General features: G+C 57.0%; 18 protein-coding genes. 9 read left to right on the top strand and 9 right to left on the bottom strand.

Annotated elements, in window-relative coordinates:
* Window positions 1-127: 127 nt before the first annotated feature.
* The 3 genes from Abin_RS08275 to Abin_RS08265 all read right to left on the bottom strand — a co-directional run bounded on the left by Abin_RS08275 (window position 128) and on the right by Abin_RS08265 (window position 3,626).
* Window positions 128-883, bottom strand: a complete 756-nt coding sequence (locus tag Abin_RS08275; protein ID WP_048845880.1) for an arginyltransferase — start codon at window positions 881-883, stop codon at window positions 128-130.
* Window positions 884-1,024: 141 nt separating this feature from the next.
* The gene (gene hemB / locus Abin_RS08270; RefSeq protein WP_048845879.1) at window positions 1,025-2,029 is read right to left on the bottom strand and encodes a porphobilinogen synthase; all 1,005 of its coding nucleotides are present in this window, start codon (window positions 2,027-2,029) and stop codon (window positions 1,025-1,027) included.
* Window positions 2,030-2,168: 139 nt separating this feature from the next.
* On the bottom strand, window positions 2,169-3,626 hold the full coding sequence (locus Abin_RS08265; RefSeq protein WP_048845878.1) for an amino acid permease: 1,458 nt from the start codon (window positions 3,624-3,626) through the stop codon (window positions 2,169-2,171).
* 185 nt (window positions 3,627-3,811) lie between these two features.
* Here Abin_RS08265 and glyA point away from each other — a divergent pair, with 185 nt between their 5' ends.
* Entirely contained in the window at window positions 3,812-5,101 is a 1,290-nt protein-coding gene (glyA, locus tag Abin_RS08260; RefSeq protein WP_048845877.1) for a serine hydroxymethyltransferase, read from the top strand.
* A gap of 57 nt (window positions 5,102-5,158) precedes the next feature.
* Here the strand turns inward: glyA and Abin_RS08255 are convergent, their stop codons facing one another.
* Entirely contained in the window at window positions 5,159-6,202 is a 1,044-nt protein-coding gene (locus tag Abin_RS08255; protein WP_048845876.1) for a M14 family metallopeptidase, read from the bottom strand.
* Window positions 6,203-6,406: 204 nt separating this feature from the next.
* Between Abin_RS08255 and Abin_RS08250 the strand changes: the two genes are divergently transcribed.
* Together Abin_RS08250 and Abin_RS08245 are read left to right on the top strand one after the other, a co-directional pair.
* Window positions 6,407-7,633, top strand: a complete 1,227-nt coding sequence (locus Abin_RS08250; RefSeq protein WP_048845875.1) for a glycosyltransferase family 4 protein — start codon at window positions 6,407-6,409, stop codon at window positions 7,631-7,633.
* Window positions 7,633-8,772, top strand: a complete 1,140-nt coding sequence (locus Abin_RS08245) for a glycosyltransferase (protein WP_084593542.1) — start codon at window positions 7,633-7,635, stop codon at window positions 8,770-8,772. The genes Abin_RS08250 and Abin_RS08245 overlap by 1 nt, the downstream gene beginning before the upstream one ends.
* Here the strand turns inward: Abin_RS08245 and Abin_RS08240 are convergent.
* On the bottom strand, window positions 8,690-9,892 hold the full coding sequence (locus tag Abin_RS08240; RefSeq protein ID WP_048845979.1) for a DEAD/DEAH box helicase: 1,203 nt from the start codon (window positions 9,890-9,892) through the stop codon (window positions 8,690-8,692). The two genes, Abin_RS08245 and Abin_RS08240, sit on opposite strands and share 83 nt — an antisense overlap.
* Window positions 9,893-10,188: 296 nt before the next feature.
* Here Abin_RS08240 and Abin_RS08235 point away from each other — a divergent pair, with 296 nt between their 5' ends.
* Window positions 10,189-11,112, top strand: a complete 924-nt coding sequence (locus Abin_RS08235) for a mitochondrial fission ELM1 family protein (protein ID WP_255319318.1) — start codon at window positions 10,189-10,191, stop codon at window positions 11,110-11,112.
* Between the two features lie 26 nt (window positions 11,113-11,138).
* On the opposite strand, the gene Abin_RS08230 is transcribed toward Abin_RS08235, so the two are convergent.
* Together Abin_RS08230 and serB are read right to left on the bottom strand one after the other, a co-directional pair.
* Window positions 11,139-11,336 carry a hypothetical protein gene (locus Abin_RS08230; RefSeq protein WP_048845873.1) on the bottom strand — a complete coding sequence of 66 codons (198 nt, stop codon included), beginning with the start codon at window positions 11,334-11,336 and terminating at the stop codon, window positions 11,139-11,141.
* A gap of 40 nt (window positions 11,337-11,376) precedes the next feature.
* A complete protein-coding gene (gene serB, locus Abin_RS08225; protein WP_048845975.1) occupies window positions 11,377-12,264 on the bottom strand; it encodes a phosphoserine phosphatase SerB in 888 nt (295 codons plus the stop codon).
* 28 nt (window positions 12,265-12,292) lie between these two features.
* Between serB and miaA the strand changes: the two genes are divergently transcribed.
* From miaA to Abin_RS08200, 5 genes are all read left to right on the top strand, one after another.
* Complete coding sequence (gene miaA, locus Abin_RS08220) at window positions 12,293-13,309, top strand: tRNA (adenosine(37)-N6)-dimethylallyltransferase MiaA (RefSeq protein WP_048845872.1); 1,017 nt, start codon at window positions 12,293-12,295, stop codon at window positions 13,307-13,309.
* A 37-nt stretch (window positions 13,310-13,346) separates the two neighbouring features.
* A complete protein-coding gene (gene ilvB / locus Abin_RS08215; protein WP_048845871.1) occupies window positions 13,347-15,161 on the top strand; it encodes a biosynthetic-type acetolactate synthase large subunit in 1,815 nt (604 codons plus the stop codon).
* A gap of 69 nt (window positions 15,162-15,230) precedes the next feature.
* Complete coding sequence (gene ilvN / locus Abin_RS08210) at window positions 15,231-15,749, top strand: acetolactate synthase small subunit (RefSeq protein ID WP_048845974.1); 519 nt, start codon at window positions 15,231-15,233, stop codon at window positions 15,747-15,749.
* A gap of 61 nt (window positions 15,750-15,810) precedes the next feature.
* Window positions 15,811-16,830, top strand: coding sequence for a ketol-acid reductoisomerase (gene ilvC / locus Abin_RS08205; RefSeq protein WP_048845972.1), 1,020 nt, complete (start codon window positions 15,811-15,813; stop codon window positions 16,828-16,830).
* A 176-nt stretch (window positions 16,831-17,006) separates the two neighbouring features.
* The gene (locus tag Abin_RS08200; RefSeq protein WP_052948196.1) at window positions 17,007-18,182 is read left to right on the top strand and encodes a low temperature requirement protein A; all 1,176 of its coding nucleotides are present in this window, start codon (window positions 17,007-17,009) and stop codon (window positions 18,180-18,182) included.
* Between the two features lie 49 nt (window positions 18,183-18,231).
* On the opposite strand, the gene Abin_RS08195 is transcribed toward Abin_RS08200, so the two are convergent.
* Together Abin_RS08195 and Abin_RS08190 are read right to left on the bottom strand one after the other, a co-directional pair.
* Window positions 18,232-18,621, bottom strand: a complete 390-nt coding sequence (locus tag Abin_RS08195) for a metal-sensitive transcriptional regulator (RefSeq protein ID WP_084593540.1) — start codon at window positions 18,619-18,621, stop codon at window positions 18,232-18,234.
* Window positions 18,622-18,716: 95 nt separating this feature from the next.
* Window positions 18,717-19,491 (bottom strand): copper resistance protein B (locus Abin_RS08190; RefSeq protein WP_258027421.1); only part of this gene is annotated, 775 nt, incomplete at its 5' end.

Raw genomic sequence — 19,491 nt, 5'->3', positions numbered from 1 at the left:
TTCAATAAACCGGCCAGTCGTCGTTGCTTCTGCCACCTGCCATTTTTGCCAATAGTGGCTTAGTAACTTTTCATGCTTTCGTGGGCGTAATCAGGCAGGCTTTCTCAAACCGGGGAAGTAAACGGGGCTATTCAAATGTCCGCGGATCATCGGCGGGTGGGTTTGCCGTATCTAATGTATGCCACGTACCGTGGCTTAGGATTTCTGCCGGGTGATAGCGGGCCTTATACGCCATTTTGGGGCTCTGTCTGATCCAGTAGCCTAAATAAAGATAGGGTAATCCCAGCTGCTCTGTTTCTTTGATAAGGCTGAGAATGGCAAAGCTGCCCAGTGACCGCTGTGGCGCGTCAGGTTCGTAAAAACTGTAAACAGCAGAAAGACCGTCTTCAAGACGATCGACCAGACTGACGGCCATCAGTTGACGTGCGGGTGTGCGGAATTCGACCAGCATGGTCTGCACCGTGGTGTCTTCTACCATGCTGCGGTATTCGGCGGCGTTCATGTCCGCCATGTCTCCTTCCGCGTGGCGGGCATCCTGATAACGGGCAAACAGATCATACTGTTCTTGCGTCGCCGTGGGGGGGATAATGCGTGCTGCCAGATCCGCATTGTGACGCACGGTGCGCCGTTGGGTACGGTCGGGTGCAAATTGCGTAACGGGAATACGGATGGGAATACAGGCTGCGCAGGTTTCACAGACAGGGGCGTAGGCCAGCGTGTGACTACGGCGAAACCCAACGCGTGAGAGGCGACTATGCAGGGCATCGGCGTCTGGCACAGCCAGATCCGCAATGACTTTGCGCTCAAGCCTGCCGGGCAGGTAAGGGCACGGCTGCGGAGCCGTTGTGAAGAAAGACTGCGGGTGACGCAGTGTGGAAACCATGAATCCTATCCGGTCAAAAATGCTGTGGGGCGGGGCAGGCACCGTCCAGAGGCAACTCTAACAGGATGATGGGCTGCTGCGCACTCTGTTTATGGTAAGCAGAACACGCAGCAGTTTAATATCACTGTGAAGACGGTGTGCTTACACGCCGTAGGTCTGTTTGATGCGTTCGGCGGCTTCAATGGCAAAATATGTCAGCACACCATTGGCACCGGCACGGCGGAAGGCCAGCAGGCTTTCCATCACGGCGCGTTCGTGGTCCAGCCAGCCATTCTGGATGGCGGCCATCAGCATCGCGTATTCGCCAGACACTTGATACGCATAGGTGGGCACGGCAAAGGTCTCACGCACACGCCGTACAATATCCAGATACGGCATGCCGGGTTTGACCATAACCATATCGGCCCCTTCAGCGATATCCATCTCCACTTCACGGAGGGCTTCATCACTGTTGGCAGGGTCCATCTGGTAGGTTTTTTTGTCGCCCTTCAGCATACCGCCCGAACCCAGTGCATCACGGAACGGACCATAAAACGCGCTGGCATATTTGGCGGCGTAAGACATGATACGGGTGTTCACCAGCCCGTTTTGATCCAGGGCCTGACGCATCACTCCAATGCGACCGTCCATCATGTCTGACGGGGCAATGATATCGACCCCGGCCGCAGCCTGATTAACGGTCTGCTGCGTCAGGATCGTGACGGAGTCATCATTCACCACGTAGTCATCACGGATAATGCCGTCGTGGCCGTGGCTGGTGTAGGGGTCTAGCGCCACATCCCCAATCAGCCCCACATTGGGGAATTCTTTTTTCAGAAGGCGCGCGGCCCGGCACATCAGATTGTCCGGGTTCAGGGCTTCCGTGCCCTTGGCGTCCCGCACTTCCATGGGGGTGACGGGAAACAGGGCAACGGCAGGGATACCCAGCTTGGCGGCGGGTTCAACATGGGCTGCCAGCCGATCAAGCGTGACGCGTTGCACGCCCGGCATGGAGGCCACATCTGTCACGGTGTTGGTACCTTCCGTGAAGAATATCGGCCAGATCAGGTTGTTGATGCCCAGAGAGGATTCAGCAACCAGACGACGGGTGAAGTCATCAAAACGGTTGCGACGGGGGCGGGCCAGGGGGAAGCGACCGGCCTTCATGGGCGGAATCTCCTTGCGTGTCGGCGCTGGTATGGCCGGGCAGGGAGTGAGCGGCCAGAGACAGGCAGAGCCGACGGGGTGAACGGCGGGGCGGAGTATGCGCCCCCCGCCGTGTTATGCAACCCCGCAGCAGCAGATATCAGGTTCGCGCAAGGCGGCTGCGATACCGCCCGTAGCACAGGTAAATGACCATACCGATAGCCAGCCAGACCACCAGACGCACCCATGTAAGTGTGTCGAGTGAGATCATGACCGAACCACAGCACACAATGCCCAGAATGGGGATAATATCCCCGCCGGGCACCTTGAAGGCGCGCGGGGCATCGGGGGATTTGCGACGCAGCACCATGACGCCCGCACAGACAAGCACAAATGCCAGCAATGTGCCGATTGATGTCATGTGACCAAGTTCTGAAATAGGCAGAAACGCGCTGAGCAGACAGGTCAACACCATGAAAAACACGTTAGATAGCCACGGTGTCTGATAGCGGGGGTGGGTTTTGCTGAACATGCTTGGCAGCAGCCCATCGCGGGCCATGGCAAAGAAGACGCGGCTCTGGCCCAGTAGCAGGCCCATCAGCACGGAGGTAAAGCCGCAGATAATGCCGATTTTTACCGCCAGTTGCAGCCACTGATACGGGGTGCGGTTAATGGCGGTGGCAACGGGGGCGGCGTCACCCAGCATGTCCTTGTAGTTTACAAGGCCGGTCATGACGAAGGAGAAAACGATATAAGCGATTGAACACACAAGCAGGCTGCCTAGAATGCCAATGGGCATGTCACGGGCCGGGTTTTTGGTTTCCTGCGCGGTGGTGGAAACCGCATCAAACCCGACATAGGCAAAGAAGATTGTACCAGCCGCCCGCATGATGCCAGACCAGCCATAATGACCAAAAGTGCCGTCATTTGGGGGGATGAAAGGGTGGTAGTTGGATGGGTTGATGTAGGAAATGCCAAAGCCAATGAATGCGGCAATCACCAGCAGTTTGATGGTGACAATAACCGCATTGACCTGTGCTGACTGCGAAATACCCCGGATAAGAATCCACGATACCAGACAGATAATAAAAGTTGCTGGCAGGTTCATCAGCCCGGATACGGTGCTGCCATCCGCCAGATGGACCGTTTCAAACGGCGATGCTGTCAGGCGGGGGGGAAGAACAAGCCCCCACGAATCCAGCAATGACACCGCATAGCGTGACCAACTTACGGCCACGGTGGCGGCCCCGACCGCGTATTCCAGCACCAGATCCCACCCGATGATCCATGCCATCAGTTCGCCCAATGTTACGTAAGCGTAAGTATAGGCGCTGCCTGCAATGGGAATCATGCTGGCCAGTTCGCTGTAGCACAGCCCTGCGAATCCGCACGCTATGGCGGCTATCAGAAAGGAAATGACAACAGCAGGGCCTGCATTTTCTGCCGCGGCAATGCCCGTCAGTGAAAACAGGCCAGCCCCGATTGTTGCACCTACCCCCAGGGCCACCAGACTGCCGGGACCCAGAACCCGCTTGAGACCTTGGGATGATTCCAGCTTGTCGAGTGGCATGCAGCGCGTGAAAGCCGAGGCTGCGGAAGAGGCAGGCCTTTGCGTCATCAAATTTTTCTCCTGTCAGAACCCCGGCAAAAACGGTAAAGAGCGCCGGGATAGCCTTCTGCTTCTATAGAGAGGCTAGTGTGCACGTCTTAGCAAGATGTGTTTTGAACGTAATGAACTGGCGCGGTGTCCTTCCGGGCGGTATCCGTTGCTGGGCGATGTGACGACATTCAAGGGAGCTCCTGATGAGCCAGACGGATCTGGATCGTTTTTTTCACGCACCGGTTACAGAAATTGATCCGGATGTTGCGGCCGCTCTGGCCAGTGAGCTGAAACGCCAGCAGGAAGGCATTGAACTGATTGCCAGCGAAAACATGGTGTCTGAAGCCGTGTTGCAGGCGCAGGGCAGTGTGCTGACCAACAAATATGCTGAAGGCTATCCCGGCCGCCGCTACTATGGCGGGTGTTCGGAAGTGGACAAGGTTGAGGTGCTGGCAATTGAACGCGTGAAAACGCTGTTCGGGGCAGCGTATGCCAACGTGCAGCCGCATTCAGGCGCAAATGCCAACCAGGCGGCGTTCATGGCGCTGGCCAAACCGGGTGACACGGTTCTGGGCATGAGCCTTGCCGCGGGTGGCCATCTGACCCACGGTGCAGCGCCAAACTATTCAGGCAAATGGTTCAATGCTGTTCAGTACGGGGTGCGTCGTGAAGACGGCATTCTGGACTATGAAGAGATGGAACGTCTGGCCCGTGAACATAAGCCAACGCTGATTGTGGCTGGTGGGTCTGCCTACCCCCGTATTATCGACTTCCCGCGCTTCCGCCGGATTGCGGATGAAGTCGGCGCGGCCCTGATGGTTGATATGGCGCATTTTGCCGGTCTGGTTGCGGCTGGTCTGTACCCCAACCCGGTTGAATATGCTGACGTAGTGACATCCACCACGCATAAGACGCTGCGTGGCCCACGTGGTGGCGTTATTCTGACCAATGACGAAGCACTGGCCAAGAAGATCAATTCTGCGGTGTTCCCCGGTCTTCAGGGTGGTCCGCTGATGCATGTAATCGCTGGTAAGGCGGTTGCGTTTGGTGAAGCCCTGCGCCCTGAATTCAAGGAATACCAGAAAGCAGTGCAGAAGAACGCCAATGTTCTGGCTGAAGTTCTGGTTGAACGTGGGTTTGACATTGTGACAGGTGGCACGGATTCCCACCTGCTTCTGGTTGATCTGCGCCCCAAGAAAGTGACCGGTAAGGCTGCGGAACAGGCGCTGGAACGCGCTGGTATTACCGCAAACAAGAACGCCATTCCGTTTGACCCGGAAAAGCCTGCCATTACGTCTGGCGTACGTCTGGGCAGCCCCGCTGCCACGGCGCGTGGTTTCCGTGAAGCGGAATTCCGTGAAGTGGGTGAAATGATTGACGAAGTGCTGACAGCCCTTGCGGCTTCAGGCGGTGAAGGCAATGCGGCCGTTGAAAACGCCGTGCATGACCGTGTGAAAGCCCTGTGCGCCCGTTTCCCAATCTACACGCGCTGAGTTTTCTGACGGCTTTGTCTGCCAGAAGGGGCATGGACTTCGGTTCATGCCCTTTTTTTATGGGTGCTCGGCAAAGCGTGCCAGCCGCACTGCGGTATGGCCGCGCATGGGCCGTAAATTGGGCATTACCAGCACGCAGTCATCATACGGCGTGCGAATTTCTTCGGTTCCGTCAAAGGCCAGCAGGGTGCCCTGTTTGGACATGACATCCCCACTACAGAACGCTTTGACAAAAACAAAGCCTGCGGTGTGAGCCAGAACAGTATGGGTCACCACAACCTGTGCGGGTATTTCTGGTTCTTGTGCAACCTGCGCGTGTGGTTGGCGTAGTATCATCTGTTCCAGAAACAGGCGCGTGGTGGTTGCGGCAACCGCCACGCTGTCCGGGTGCCAATGTTGTCCGGCTTCAAGCAGGCAGGCAGTGGCTGTCGTGCGATTGGACGCGAAGCGTTCGTAATCAATCAGGCGTGGGCCGTCTTCATGCCCGCCATCCTGCACGACCAGTGGGGCAGGGCGTTGCTGTGCGCTTAGGGAACAGGACAGAGCCCGACTGCGCTCTGTTAGGCCGCTAAGTAGAACCGGCTTGGCGGGCCAGAGCATGGAGTGAAGGTCAAGCAGGGCATCTACTGTCTCCATCAGGGGACAGATTTCCCGCACACGCTCCATTTCAAGCGATGTGTGCGTGGAGTGGATGAGGTCCGGGCTCCATAACCTGTTCATGTCCTCCTCAACAAAGCGCGACAGGGTTGGGCGTGTGGCGTCAAACCGGGCGAATGCAGCAAGGTTCAGGAAAATCAGGCTCAGACGTCCGCGCAGGGGGCGTATGTTTTGGTGCAGGAGATCTGCCAGAACATGCGCGCCTGCATATTCGTTTCCGTGCATCAGCGCCGTAACCGCAACATGCGGGCCTGGTTGACGGGCTTCAAAGTGATGCACGCCGCGTATGCCGCAATTCCCTTTCTCCCATTGGCTCAGATCAGGCGGGGGGAGGGAAATCTTGAACCGTGGCAAGGGGTGCTGTGGCGGCGGCAGCGTTTCAGAGAGTGTGCGAACACGAATAAGGCCCCGCTCCGGGTTGTGGCGGCGGGACGCACAACTCATGGTTGTGGTGTCTGCTTTAGGGAGTGATAGGCAGGCCGCTCCCCACACCCCTTGTGTTCGGCAGGGGGAAGGGGGTGAAAAGTGCGGGCTGGGCTGATCAGACAGACTGGCATGCGGCGTGCAGTATTATCTGGCTTCCCCACAGGTGCAATCCCTCAGTGTTTGGGGGTAGGCGGTCTGACATGTTTCTGACAAAATGGAACCGTGACATCAACTCTGCACCCTCTCCACCGTTTATGGCGTTTGCTGCCGGTTGAACGTCGGCGACGCGCCTTGGCTCATGTCACGAGTGTTCTGGCCCCCAAAGCATCATGGCCTGCCCCTGCCTGTGATGGCCGGGTGGTGGTGGCTGGTGAATTATCGCGGCAATCCGGGTTGGGAGAAGGGGCAAGACTTCTTCTGCGCGGGTTGCAGACGCATGGTATCAGCGCGGAAGGCGTTGAAGCAGGCTTGCTGGCCAGCCGCCCGTCAGGGCAGGAGGCAGCTTTTCTGGCTGATAGGCAGGCCGCGCTTCTATTGCACGTCAACAGCCCTCAGGTTCCCGCAGCTTTGTTGCGGTTGGGGCGGCCTGCCGTCAAAGGGCGGCGGATTGTGGGCTACTGGGTGTGGGAACTCCCCAAATTGCCGCCTGAATGGCAGGCCGGGGTCGCCGGTGTGCATGAAATATGGACGCCATCACACTTTAGTGCCCGTGCGCTGGATGGCCTAAAACCGGGCTGCGTTCGCGTTGTGCCGTATCCGCTGGCCGATGCTCAACCCCAGCCATCGGCCCTGACGCGGGCAAGCTTCGGATGGCCGGATGATGCCGTTGTGGTGCTGACATCGTTCAGTCTGGCGTCCAGTTTTGCGCGGAAAAATCCTCTGGCCGCGATTGCTGCTTTTCGGCAGGCATTTGGTGACAGACCGGACCGTATATTGGTCATGAAGGTTTCAAGCGCGCAGCATTACGAAGAAGATTTGCGGCGATTACAGGCAGCCGCAGGCGGGGCAGCCAATATCCGCTTTGAAACCCGCAATTTTCCGATGGCGGATGTGCATGCCATGACACGCAATGCCGATATTGTGCTGTCGCTGCATCGGAGCGAGGGGCTGGGTCTGGTTCCTGCCGAAGCCATGTTGCTTGAACGCCCTGTGATTGCGACGGACTGGTCCGCAACCGCCGAATTTCTGACGGAAGCCTGTGGGGTGCCTGTTCCCTACACGCTGGTGCCAGCGACAGATGATCGCGGGGTCTATCAGGTGGCCGGGGCCATGTGGGCCGATGCCGATGTTTCTTTCGCGGCGCAGGCCCTTCGTAAGCTGGCGGATGACAGTGCACTGCGTGCCGCATTGGGGCAGAAAGCGCGTCAGGCAGCCCTGCGTGCCTTCAGCCCCCAGCCATTGTTGGATGCCGTGGCGGCCCTGACATCCGCGCCAGCGGGGGGCCGGTAATGCGGGTGCTTGTCTGGCAATGGGGGCGGCGCGGGGCAGGCCCCAAAATAGCAGTTGAACTTGCAAAAGGCATCAACGTGCTGCCGGGGCAGGAGGCTTTTCTGTCTCTGTCCTCGCACGCGGAAATTGTGCGGGCAGAGACCCAGACCGTCCAGAATGATATTCCGGTCGAGACCTACACGTCTCTGCCCGGATTGGTGTGGAGAGCCGTAACGGGTTACGCGCTCGTGCGCTCGGTTGTGCGGGCCGTACGGCGTATCCGACCAACGGTTGCCATTTGTGCCATGCCCGGCCCGCTTGATCTTCTGATGGTCTTTGCCCTGCGCCGTGCCGGGGTGCCGGTTGTTGTGGTGGTGCATGATGCGCAGGCGCATCCGGGAGATGGGTTTCCGGGGCAGATGGTTTTGCAACGTCTGCTGGTCCGCAGTGCTGATTGTGTGGTGGCCCTGACGCAGCATGTTGCAAAAATTCTGGCACAGCAGACGTGTATGCGGGGGCGGTCTGCAATCGTGGCGTATCATCCGCCTTTTGCATTTGATGCAGAAGAGAGTGCCGCCTGGCAGCCGCCACTGGCGCATGAGGGGCCGATGCGTCTGCTCGTTTTCGGGCGATTGCTGCCCTACAAGGGGCTTGATCTGCTGGCTGATGCGCTGACGCAGGTTAAGGGACAGCAGGTGGCGTTTGATTGCCACGTTGTCGGCAAAGGCCCGGATGCGCCGTGGCTGGAAAAACTGGCTGCGGTGCCCGGTGTGACAGTCGAAAACCGCTGGGTGCCAGAGGGCGAAATTGCCAGATTACTGGCATGGGCCGATGTGCTGCTTCTCCCGTATCGTGAAGCCAGTCAGAGCGGTGTTGGGGCTGCGGCCCTTGCGGCTGGGCGCTGGGTGTTGGCCACCAATGTGGGTGGATTGACTGAGCAGTTTGGCCGAAACCCGCAGGCCCGCATGTGTGCGCCAACAGTTGCAGGCATCTCCGATGCCCTCACGCAGTTTATTCTGTCTCCTCCACCCCGGCCTGTTATCGACACACAGACAACGGTGGAGGATGAATGGGCGACTATGGCCGCCGCGCTGCTTTCGGATGTTTCTGCTCAGCTTGGTCGACCGGCGGTAAAGCCTGTTCCTCAGACAAAATCCTGATTTTGACGGCTGCACCGACCTCAATCTGACGCAGCTTCTGCCGGTCGCTCATAGAACAGAATGTCAGGGCCGTGCCAGTTTTTCCGTTTCGGCCAGTCCGGCCAATGCGGTGCAGGTAGGTTTCAGCCTGATCGGGTGGGTCAAAGTTAATGACGGTACGGACGTCAGGTACATCCAGTCCACGCGCCGCAATGTCCGTAGCAACCAGAACGGGCATACGCCCCTCGGCAAAGCTGGCTACGGTTGCCGTGCGTTGGGTTTGCGTCAGGTCACCATGCAAAGGGGCCGCGCCGACGCGCAGCTTTTTTAATGTGGCGGCCAGTTGGTCTGCGTCTGCTTTGGTTTTGACAAAAATGATCGTGCGGCTTTTCCGGTCACGATTGAAAAAAAGCTTCAGGAAAGGCAGACGCTGCGCGGGTTCCAGAAAAAACGCACCCTGCCGGATCAGTCCACGTTTTTCAGTGGGTTTTTCAATATGAATTTCGACCGGTTTGCGAAGCAGCTTCTGCAAAATGGGGGTAAGGGTTTTGGGAAGCGTGGCTGAAAACAGCGACGTCTGCCGCACAGGCGGCAGCCCTTCAACCACCGTGGCGCTTTCTTCAAAAAACTCGGGCGCGAACAGGCGGTCGCCTTCATCCAGCACCACGCGGGTGCAGGTGAACAGGTCAATTTCGCCGGTGTGCACAAGGTCAAGCAGACGGCCGGGGGTGGCGATCAACACCCGTGGTCCATCATGGGCCAGATTGGCAATCTGGTTCTCACGGTCCACGCCCCCATACAGTGTAATAATGCCGGGTGTGCCCGCTTTCTGGCGGTTGCTTTTCGGGTCCTGCCCAAGACAGGTGCGAAATACGCCTGCTGTCTGCAATGCCAGTTCACGCGTGGGCACAAGCACCAGCGCATCATGGGCGCGACGGGTGCTCATCAGATGTTGCAGCAATGGCAGCACGTAGGCAGCAGTTTTACCCGTGCCAGTTGGGGCGACTGCCAGTACGTCTTTATCTGCCAGACTGGCAGGAATGGCCTGCTGCTGAATGGGGGTAGGGGTTGTCAGACCGGCCTTTGCCGCATGTGTGCATAAGGATGGCAGAAGGCCCATTGCCTCGAAGCTGTTGGACATGCTGGTTTTATCCGCCTTGACCCGGTTCAAAAACATGCTTTGCATAGCGTGGTGCCGGTCTGGCCGCCGTGCATAAAGCAGGGCACCGGGCCGGGAAGCGCATGGAAAGCGGGGAAAATCGCCTAATGGCTAGTGACGTATATGCTGGAAAGGCGACGGTTTCAAATGGTGTCTCGCCCGAGGCCCAGTCGGCGGAACCGCTGGCTGCCCTCTCCGGGCAAGATGCTGGCCTTGAAAACGGCAGGACACACCGGCCGCCTCTCCCGGCTTTTGTGGTGGGGGAAGACTTCGCGGGCATGCGCTCCCAGGCGCTCGGGTTAGTAGGCCGTGCTGGCTGGGATGGGTCTTTTCATGCCATTCGGCCATCGCGTATGGCGCGGCTGGCGCTGCGCGGCCCCGGCTGGCTACAGGGGCGTTTTCTGAACGATGTGACGGGTGCTCCGCTTCTGCCTCTTGCAGCGCAGTCCCGCGTTATTGTGAGCATTGGCGGTAAAGGTGGCGCGATTGGTGCGGCGCTGCGCACACCAGAGCGCCCCGTTGTGCAGATTCAGCATCCGCGCCAGCCGCTAACACGTTTCGATCTGATTGTGGCGTGTGTTCATGATGAAATCAGCGGCCCGAACGTGCTGCTGGGTCGTACTGCCCTGCATGGGCTGACGCCCAAGGTTCTGGAACAGGCCCGGCAGAGGTGGGAGCCCCGATTTGCCCATCTGCCACGCCCTTTGATTGCCGGGTTGGTTGGTGGGTCTAACGGACGCTTTCAGTTTGGGGTGGGCGAGGCTGCGCGGTTAGGTGCGTTGCTGGCAAAAGCCGTTGTGACGCAGAAAGGCAGCCTGATTGTGACCCCGTCGCGGCGCACCGCGCCAGAAGCACGGGAAATGCTGACCGATCTGGTTGATGCAGTGGGCGGCACAGTCTGGGATGGTACGGGCGAAAACCCATATGTGGGGCTGATTGCCTGTGCGGACCATCTGGTCGTGACGATGGATAGTGTGTCCATGGTGTCAGAAGCCGTTGCAGGTGCTGCACCTGTATCTGTGTTTCCATTGCCCGGAAAATCGCGACGTATTGCACGCTTTATCAGCGAACTTGAAAAGTCAGGCCGTATTCGGGTGCTGACGGAAAATTCTCCACACACCAAAATGCAACCTTGGGTTGTAACTCCATTGGACGATACACCCGCTCTAGTTGCAGAAATGCACCAGAGATTGGGCTTCTGATACGGGGGAAGCCGCGCGTGTTCTTCTTAAATCCAGATTGTGCCAAGTAGGATCAGCGTACCGACAATCAATGCCGCGACATGCCGCATGACATGCTCTGGCGAGTCAGGCGGCAGATTGAGATAATATTCAAAACAGTACCCCATCAGGGCACAGCCCACCAACACCAGCGCAACACGGACAAACGGAAAAGATGAAATATCCCGCCTAGGGTCGAACTGCATGGTGTGGCTCCTCGCTGTCTGACGGTGTGGGCGATTATATTCAGTCGCCAGAAAAGGCTGATGCCGGATAACCCTGCGTGAACAGAGCAGTCCGCAGGGATGTATGGTTGATCTGGGCTGCAATGGCATTACGCACAATCGGCTTGGCATAAAACGCCAGACCCAGCCCGGCGTCTTTCAGCATCGGCAGGTCATTGGCCCCATCGCCGATTGCAAGCGTCTGTTCAGGGGGTAGGGCATGCTGGGTAGCAAGGTTTTTCAGTAAGGCCAGTTTGGTGTCTGGCCCCAGAATGGGGTGCCCGGTCTCGCCCGTTAGAACATCCTGATCAATCACCAATGTGTTGGCATGGTTTTCATGAAAGCCACACAGGGCGGCCACGCGGGACGTAAAGAAGGTAAAGCCACCTGATACCAGTGCGGTATGGGCACCATGTTGACGCATGGTTTGCACCAGTTCTTTTGCCCCGTCATTCAGGCGCACGTCCTTCCATGCTTTTTCAAGCAGAGAGGCGGGAAATCCTTTCAGAAGAGCAACGCGTTCACGCAGGGCTGTCGCAAAATCCAGCTCACCATTCATGGAGCGGGCGGTAATGGCGGCAATTTTTTCACCAATGCCGGCGTAGGTGGCCAGATCATCCAGTGTTTCGTTCGTGACAATGGTGCTGTCCATATCAGACACCAGCAGGTGTTTGCGTCGGGCGTCACGATGTGTCAGGACCGCATCAATCGGCCGGTCACCAAAGGCTGCCCGCAGCGCTGGCAAATGCTCGACCGCCGTGGCGGGGCAGGGGATGTCAACGGCCTCCCCGGCGGAGAGAGTCGTGATGGTCTGAGCGCCATCCACGGCATCCCGTGCCAGGGCAATGGTGGCGTCATCAAGGGGGGTGGCGTCGCGCTGCGCGACAAGTGTCAGGACCAGGCTCATCATTTTGAATGGATGTGACAGGAATGCCCGCATGAGGCAAGCGGAAGACCAGAGAGACAGCTCTGCACAGATTAGCCCTGCGGCTCTGATTATTGCGGGCCCTACCTGTTCGGGTAAATCGGCGCTGGCTCTTGCTGTGGCCAGAACACTGGGCGGCACCGTTATTAATGCGGATTCCATGCAGGTGTATCGTGATCTACATGTGCTGACGGCGCGCCCTACGGCTGCGGAGGAGGCACAGGTGCCGCATCGCCTTTATGGTGTTCTGCCCGCTGCGGAAAAAGGAAGTGTTGCATGGTGGCGGGAGCAGGCTCTGACAGCCATGCACGACGCATGGGGTGCTGGCAGGCTGCCCATTCTGTGCGGGGGCACCGGCATGTATATGCGCGCCCTGACCGATGGGCTGGCCGAAATCCCTGATTGTGGGGAAGCCGCCCGGCTTGAGGCCCGCACATTCGTGGCCGAGGAAGGGCCAGAAGCACTACATGCCCGTCTGGCGGCGGTTGACCCTGAAATGGCAAGTCGCCTGCAACCTGTCGATTCTCAGCGTGTCTCGCGTGCGTGGGAGGTCTGGCGGGGCACAGGACGCAGCCTTGCATGGTGGCAGGCGCAACCGGGGTTGCCACCAGCGCCCTGCCGGTTTGTGGCAATACGCATTCTTCCCCCGCGCCCGGATCTGCGAGCCAGAATAGCCGTGCGATTTGAACACATGATGCAGAATGGCGCGGTTGAAGAAGTCGAGGCCCTGCTTGCCCAGAATCTGGACCCAGCATTGCCAGCCATGCGGGCACACGGGGTGCCAGAACTCTGCGCCATGGTGCGGGGCGAGATCTCGCAGGAAGAAGCGGTGCGTCTGGCGGTGGTTGCGACGGGCAAATATACGCGCAGACAGGCGACGTGGTTTGCCCATCATGCTTTGTCTGCGCCGGGGCTGACATATGATCTTGATACGTGTACGCCACCTTTTGAGAAATTTTCGGAAAGAAAGTTTGGTGAAATTATTTCTTTTATTCTTTCCGGGATTGACGGTGCCGCTCAGGTTCCCTAATGATGCCGCCCAACCCGATTTTGGGAGATAGGACAAAATGACACCGAAAACCGCTTCTGCCCCGATGGCCGCACAGACAACCACCACCCTTCCGGGTGCGGAAGTCCTTATGCGCGCACTTGTGGAGCAGGGGGTGGAGGTTATTTTCGGTTACCCCGGTGGGGCCGTTCTCCCTATTTATGATGCCCTGTTTCGGCAGAACCACATCCGTCACATTCTGGTGCGGCACGAACAGGCAGCCGTGCATGCGGCAGAGGCCTACGCGCGTTCGACCGGTAAGGTCGGGGTGGTGCTGGTAACCAGTGGTCCTGGCGCGACCAATGCCGTGACCGGCCTGCTGGATGCGCTGATGGATTCTATTCCGCTGGTGTGTCTGTCTGGTCAGGTGCCTACAGCGCTGATCGGGAATGATGCGTTTCAGGAAGCGGATACGACCGGCATTACGCGGCCTGTCACCAAATACAATTATCTGGTACGTCGCCCGGAAGATCTGGCTGCAACGGTGCATGAAGCGTTTGCCATTGCGCAGGCTGGCCGTCCGGGACCGGTGCTGATTGATCTGCCCAAAAACATTACGGTTGGAAACGCGCCCTATAAAGGGGCGGATGAAGTCAAACCGCGTGTTGGCAAAGTGCAGGTTGAACCAGACCGTGACGCGATTGTCCGTGCTGTTGCGGCCATGAAAAATGGTCGTCGCCCACTGTTTTACACGGGGGGGGGTATTATCAATTCCGGGTCGGAAGCCTGTGAAGGGCTGCGCAAGCTGGCCAAGCTGACAGGGTTTCCGGTGACATCGACCCTGATGGGCTTTGGTGCCTTCCCGGGTACCGATAAGCAGTTTCTGGGTATGCTGGGTATGCACGGCACGTACGAAGCCAATCTGGCAACCCATGGGTGTGACGTGCTGATTGCACTGGGTAGCCGGTTTGATGACCGTGTGACAGGGCGTCTGGACGCGTTTTCACCTGATTCTTTCAAAATTCATGCTGATATTGACCCATCGCAGATCAACAAGATTATTCCTGTGGATCAGCCGATTGTGGGGGATGTCGGGCGCACAATCGCATTGATGATTGAAGAATGGGAAAAACAGCCAGCCTATGAGCATAAGGCTGAACTGACCGCCTGGTGGGAGCAGATTGAGGCCTGGCGCGCGCTTGATTGCCTGCGTTTCAATCAGGATCAGGCACCTGATGCGATTATCAAGCCCCAGCAGGCTATCCAGCGTATTTATGAACTGGCGCAGCAAACCGGGCGCGATACGTTTGTGTCAACAGAAGTGGGGCAGCACCAGATGTGGGCTGCGCAGTTCTTCAAGTTTGACAAACCCAACCGCTGGCTGACGTCTGGTGGTCTGGGCACCATGGGCTATGGTCTGCCTGCTGCCGTTGGGGCGCAGATTGCTCACCCTGACGCGCTGGTGCTGGATGTGGCGGGTGAGGCATCAACCCTGATGAATATTCAGGAATTGGGCACCATTGCGCAGTATCGTCTGCCGGTTAAGCTGTTCATCATCAATAACCATTACATGGGGATGGTGCGCCAGTGGCAGGAACTGCTGCATGGGTCACGTTATTCTGAAAGCTACAGTGACGCCCTGCCAGATTTTGTGAAGCTGGCAGAAAGTTTCCATGCCAAGGGGCTGCGTGCCACGCGCATGGACCAGCTTGATGATGTTATTCGCGAAGCCTTGGCGCATGATGGGCCGGTGGTGGTTGATCTGTGCGTGGCGGAGGGCGAAAACTGCTTCCCCATGATTCCGTCAGGTGCCGCCCATAACGAGATGATCCTTGGGCCGGAACAGGAAGAACGCGGTGCGAAAGTAACGCGTGAAGGCATGATGCTTGTCTGATTGTTTTCATCCTCTGTTTCGTGGCGTGATGATGCGCCTTTCTCTGGTGTGATTTCAGGAAGTTTTGCAATGCAGCAGGAAGCTCCCGGTTCGGCAGTTATCTCCCTTCTGGTGGATAACGAAAGTGGCGCATTGGGCCGTATTATTGGTCTGTTTTCAGGGCGTGGGTATAATATCCGCAGCCTGACGGTGGCCCCGGTTGATGAACACGGGCTGGTGTCCCGCGTGAATATTGTCACCACCGGCACGTTGTCTGACATTCGGCAGATCAAGGCGCAGATTGAACGTCTGGTGCCAGTGTCCCGCGTGGTTGACCTTTCTTCTGAAGGGCCGCATGTGGCGCGCGAAATGGCGCTTATCAAAGTCGTCTCTTCGGGCGAACCGCGCACGGAAGCCCTGCGTATTGCAGAAGCCTTCCGGGCCCGCGCTGTGGATACAACGGCCTCTTCCTTTGTGTTTGAACTCACGGGTTCAAGCGACAAACTCGACAGTTTCATTGAACTGATGCGTCCGCTCGGGCTGGCTGAGGTTTCTCGCACCGGAATCGCGGCCATTTGCCGCGGACCGCAGACAATTCAGAACAACTGACAATGAAAGGGCAGGGTGGTAGAGACGCCCTGCCATAATCAAGGAGCAAGTCTATATGTCTATGCGTGTGTATTACGACCGCGATGCGGATGTTAACCTGATCAAATCTAAAAAAGTTGCGGTTATCGGTTACGGCAGCCAGGGCCATGCCCATGCCAACAACCTGAAAGACAGCGGCGTTAAAGACCTGGTTATCGGTCTGCGTGAAGGCTCTTCCGCCGTGAAAAAAGCACAGGATGCTGGCTTCACTGTCATGACGCCTGACAAAGCTGCTGCATGGGCAGATGTTGTCATGGTTCTGACACCTGATGAAGGTCAGGGCGCGCTGTATAAAGACTCACTGGAAAAGAACCTGAAACAGGGTGCGGCTCTGGTTTTTGCACATGGTCTGTCCATTCATTTCCGCATCATTGAAGCACGCCCTGACCTTGACGTGTTCCTGATTGCACCGAAGGGCCCTGGCCACACCGTGCGTTCTGAATATCAGCGTGGCGGCGGTGTTCCCTGCCTAGTGGCTATTGCACAGGATAAGTCCGGTTCTGCGCTTGAAATCGCTCTGTCTTATGCCTCTGCCATTGGTGGTGGTCGTGCTGGCACGATTGAAACCAGCTTCAAGGAAGAAGTTGAAACCGATCTGTTTGGTGAACAGGCCGTTCTGTGCGGTGGTCTGGTCGAACTGATCCGCGCCGGGTTCGAAACGCTGGTTGAAGGTGGTTATGCACCGGAAATGGCATATTTCGAATGTCTGCACGAAATGAAGCTGATTGTGGATCTGATCTACGAAGGCGGCATTGCCAACATGAACTACTCCATTTCCAACACGGCGGAGTATGGTGAGTATGTGTCTGGCCCGCGTGTGATCACCCCTGACACGAAGAAAGCCATGAAGGAAATTCTGACCGACATTCAGAACGGTACCTTCGTGCGGAACTTCATTCTGGAAAACCAGTCTGGCAATGTTGGCTTCAAAGCTACTCGTGCCATTAATGACGCACACCAGATTGAAGCTGTTGGTGAAAAACTGCGTGGCATGATGCCGTGGATTGCAAAATCCCGTATGGTTGACAAAGCCAAGAACTAATCCAGTCAGCCTGCCTGATAAAACAGGCATCTGATGCAAAGCCCTGCCGTGTTCAACGGCAGGGCTTTTTTGTTGCCTTGAAAAGAGTGCGTATTCAGTACGTGACCTATGGCATAAGGGTGTCTGATTACGCATAACCTGAAGGGCAGAGCAGCCCACAGCATGACGGAGCAGCCATGACGGGCCACCCTGACATTATCCCTTCTTTTCTACGCAGGCGGGGCGACCAGCCGACCCGCGTGACGAATGAAGAACTGTTCTTTGATCTGGTGTACGTGTTTCTTGTGACCCAGATCAGCCACGGCCTGCTTCATCATCTGTCATGGCTGGGGGCGTTGCAGACGCTGGTCTTGTGGTTTGCGGCGTGGCTTGGGTGGCAATATACCGGCTGGGTTACAAACTGGTTTGACCCGCGCGTGCCTGCATTGCGGGGGGTGCTGTTTGCAACCATGGCATTGGCGCTGCTGTGTGGCGCGGCTGCCCCTGAAGCATTCGGCCCCAAAGGTGTGGAATTCGCCCTGTGTTATGTGCTGATGCAAGTTGGGCGGTCCGCTTTTATTGTTGCCCGGCTTCCAAAATCTCATGCGCTGGCACCCAATTATCGGCGCATATTGGGGTGGGGGCTGATTGCGGCCTGTTTCTGGGTGGCTGGGGCTTTCTGCCCGCCGGGGTGGCGTCTGACACTGTGGCTTATCGGCGTGCTGTGTGAATATGTGTCCCCCATGTTTGGCTTTGCGTTGCCGGGGTTGGGCCGGTCCCGCACGTCTGACTGGACGATTGACGGCGGACATCTGGTTGAGCGCTGCCAACTTTTTGTGATTGTGGCGTTGGGGGAAACAATCATGGCCTCTGGTGCATCCATGGCAGAGGCTGAAATCTGGTCTGTGCCGAAACTTGCCGGATTTGCAGCCAGTTTTCTGTGTACAGTCGCTATGTGGTGGCTGTATTTTGGCACATCAAGCCAGACGGCTGAACATGCCATTACCCATTCCCCTGACCCCGGTCGCATGGGCGCGTATTTCCATTATCTGCATGCATTGTTGATTGGCGGTATTATTGTCACGGCGGTGGGTATGGAACTGATGATGGAAAACCCGATGGAGTACGCTGAAGGCGCGCCTGTTCTCATCATGATGATAGGGCCAGTGCTTTATCTGCTGGCCAATGCAACCTATCGCTGGGTGGCTAGTTCTCGCCTGCCGCGTAGTCAGATTATCAGCGCCATAGGGCTGGCGGCGCTGATTCTGCTGCGTGCTTACATCCCCATGCTGGCTATTGGTTGCGTTGCCACACTGGTGCTGCTGGCTGTCGGCTGGAATGATAAAAGTTCTGCCAAAACCAGCTCTGTCTGAAAGAAGACGTTTCAGAGTGTGTGCAAAAGTGAGAGGGGAGGTCTCCCTCTCATCGCATCATTTTACGGATCACACCCAAGAGTTCTTCCAACGCGTCTTCACCCCCATCTTCCATAACGGCTTTTCGCACACAGCCATTGGCATGGGTGGAAAGTAACTGGATGCTGACACCATCAATCGCAGCCTTCACGGCGGAAAGCTGCATGATGATATCCACGCAATAGCGGTCCTCTTCAACCATGTTACGGATCCCGCCTATTTGTCCCTCAATCCGTTTGAGGCGGTTTAAGAGCGCGATTTTATTGGGCTGCGTCACACGTTTTTCGTTCGCGTCATCCGTCGCGCAGTGTGCGCAGCCGGGCGTGTTTGTGTCAGGGGACGTCGTTTTCAGGGGTGCTGATTTCTTTGCTGTTTTTTCAGTTTTCTTTTTTTCAGCCATTCTGAAAACCTTTTCTGAACCAGAGTGCTTTTCAATGAAGAATTTGACAACCAGGCGGCTGACAACGCCACCCGGAGTGTAAGGCTGTCAGGTAGTTAAAACCATGACCGGATACCAAATGTAAAACGCAGATCATCCGGGCCGTTGTCAGGTTGCCCCCTGTTTCGGCCTTGTTGGAGTGTGTTGCCATAATGGCCAGCGTAGGTCACGGCAATATACGGCGCAAATTTACGATAGATTTCATACCGTAGGCGCAAACCCGCATCTATATCTGAAAATCCTTTGCTGACACCGCGTTCTGTATCCGCATGCGAATAGAAGTTAAGTTCCGCCTGCGGTTGCAGAATAAGCCGGTTGGTAATCAGAAAATCGTAAGACCCTTCCAGCTTTCCGGCTACGCCATGGTTGTTGAAAAAAGCGGTTGCTGAAACGTCAAAGAAATAAAGGGCAAGCCCTTGCACCCCCAAGGCACCCCATGCACGGGTTGGGCCTGTATCGCTATCAACCCGTACCCCGGCCTGTGCATCAAAATAGGTTGAAATGGCGCGGTTATAGAACAGTTCATGGTCACCATCGCTAAAACGACCTTGACCATCAAGCGTACCTTCTGACTTCAGCCATATCTTGTTGTGGTCGGTGCCGTACCATGCCTGCCCGGAATAGCGGAACAGACTGTCCCCTTTGCTGTAACGGCCTTCAAACTGATCAAGAATACCGTGGAAATAGGTCATGTTATCCATGACGGGCATAATGTTGTTAATGTAGCGCACATGCGGTACGGGCGGTGGTCTTGTGGTTGTGCGCGCCAGTGGATACGGGTTTGGCGTGCCAGTGCCAGTGCCAGTGCCAGTGCCAGTGCCAGTGCCAGTG

Origin of the sequence: Acetobacter indonesiensis (assembly GCF_000963945.1) — a bacterium.
GTDB classification, from domain to species: domain Bacteria; phylum Pseudomonadota; class Alphaproteobacteria; order Acetobacterales; family Acetobacteraceae; genus Acetobacter; species Acetobacter indonesiensis.
Note: the sequence above shows the minus strand (reverse complement) of the source record. Positions and strands in the feature narration are given on the sequence as shown.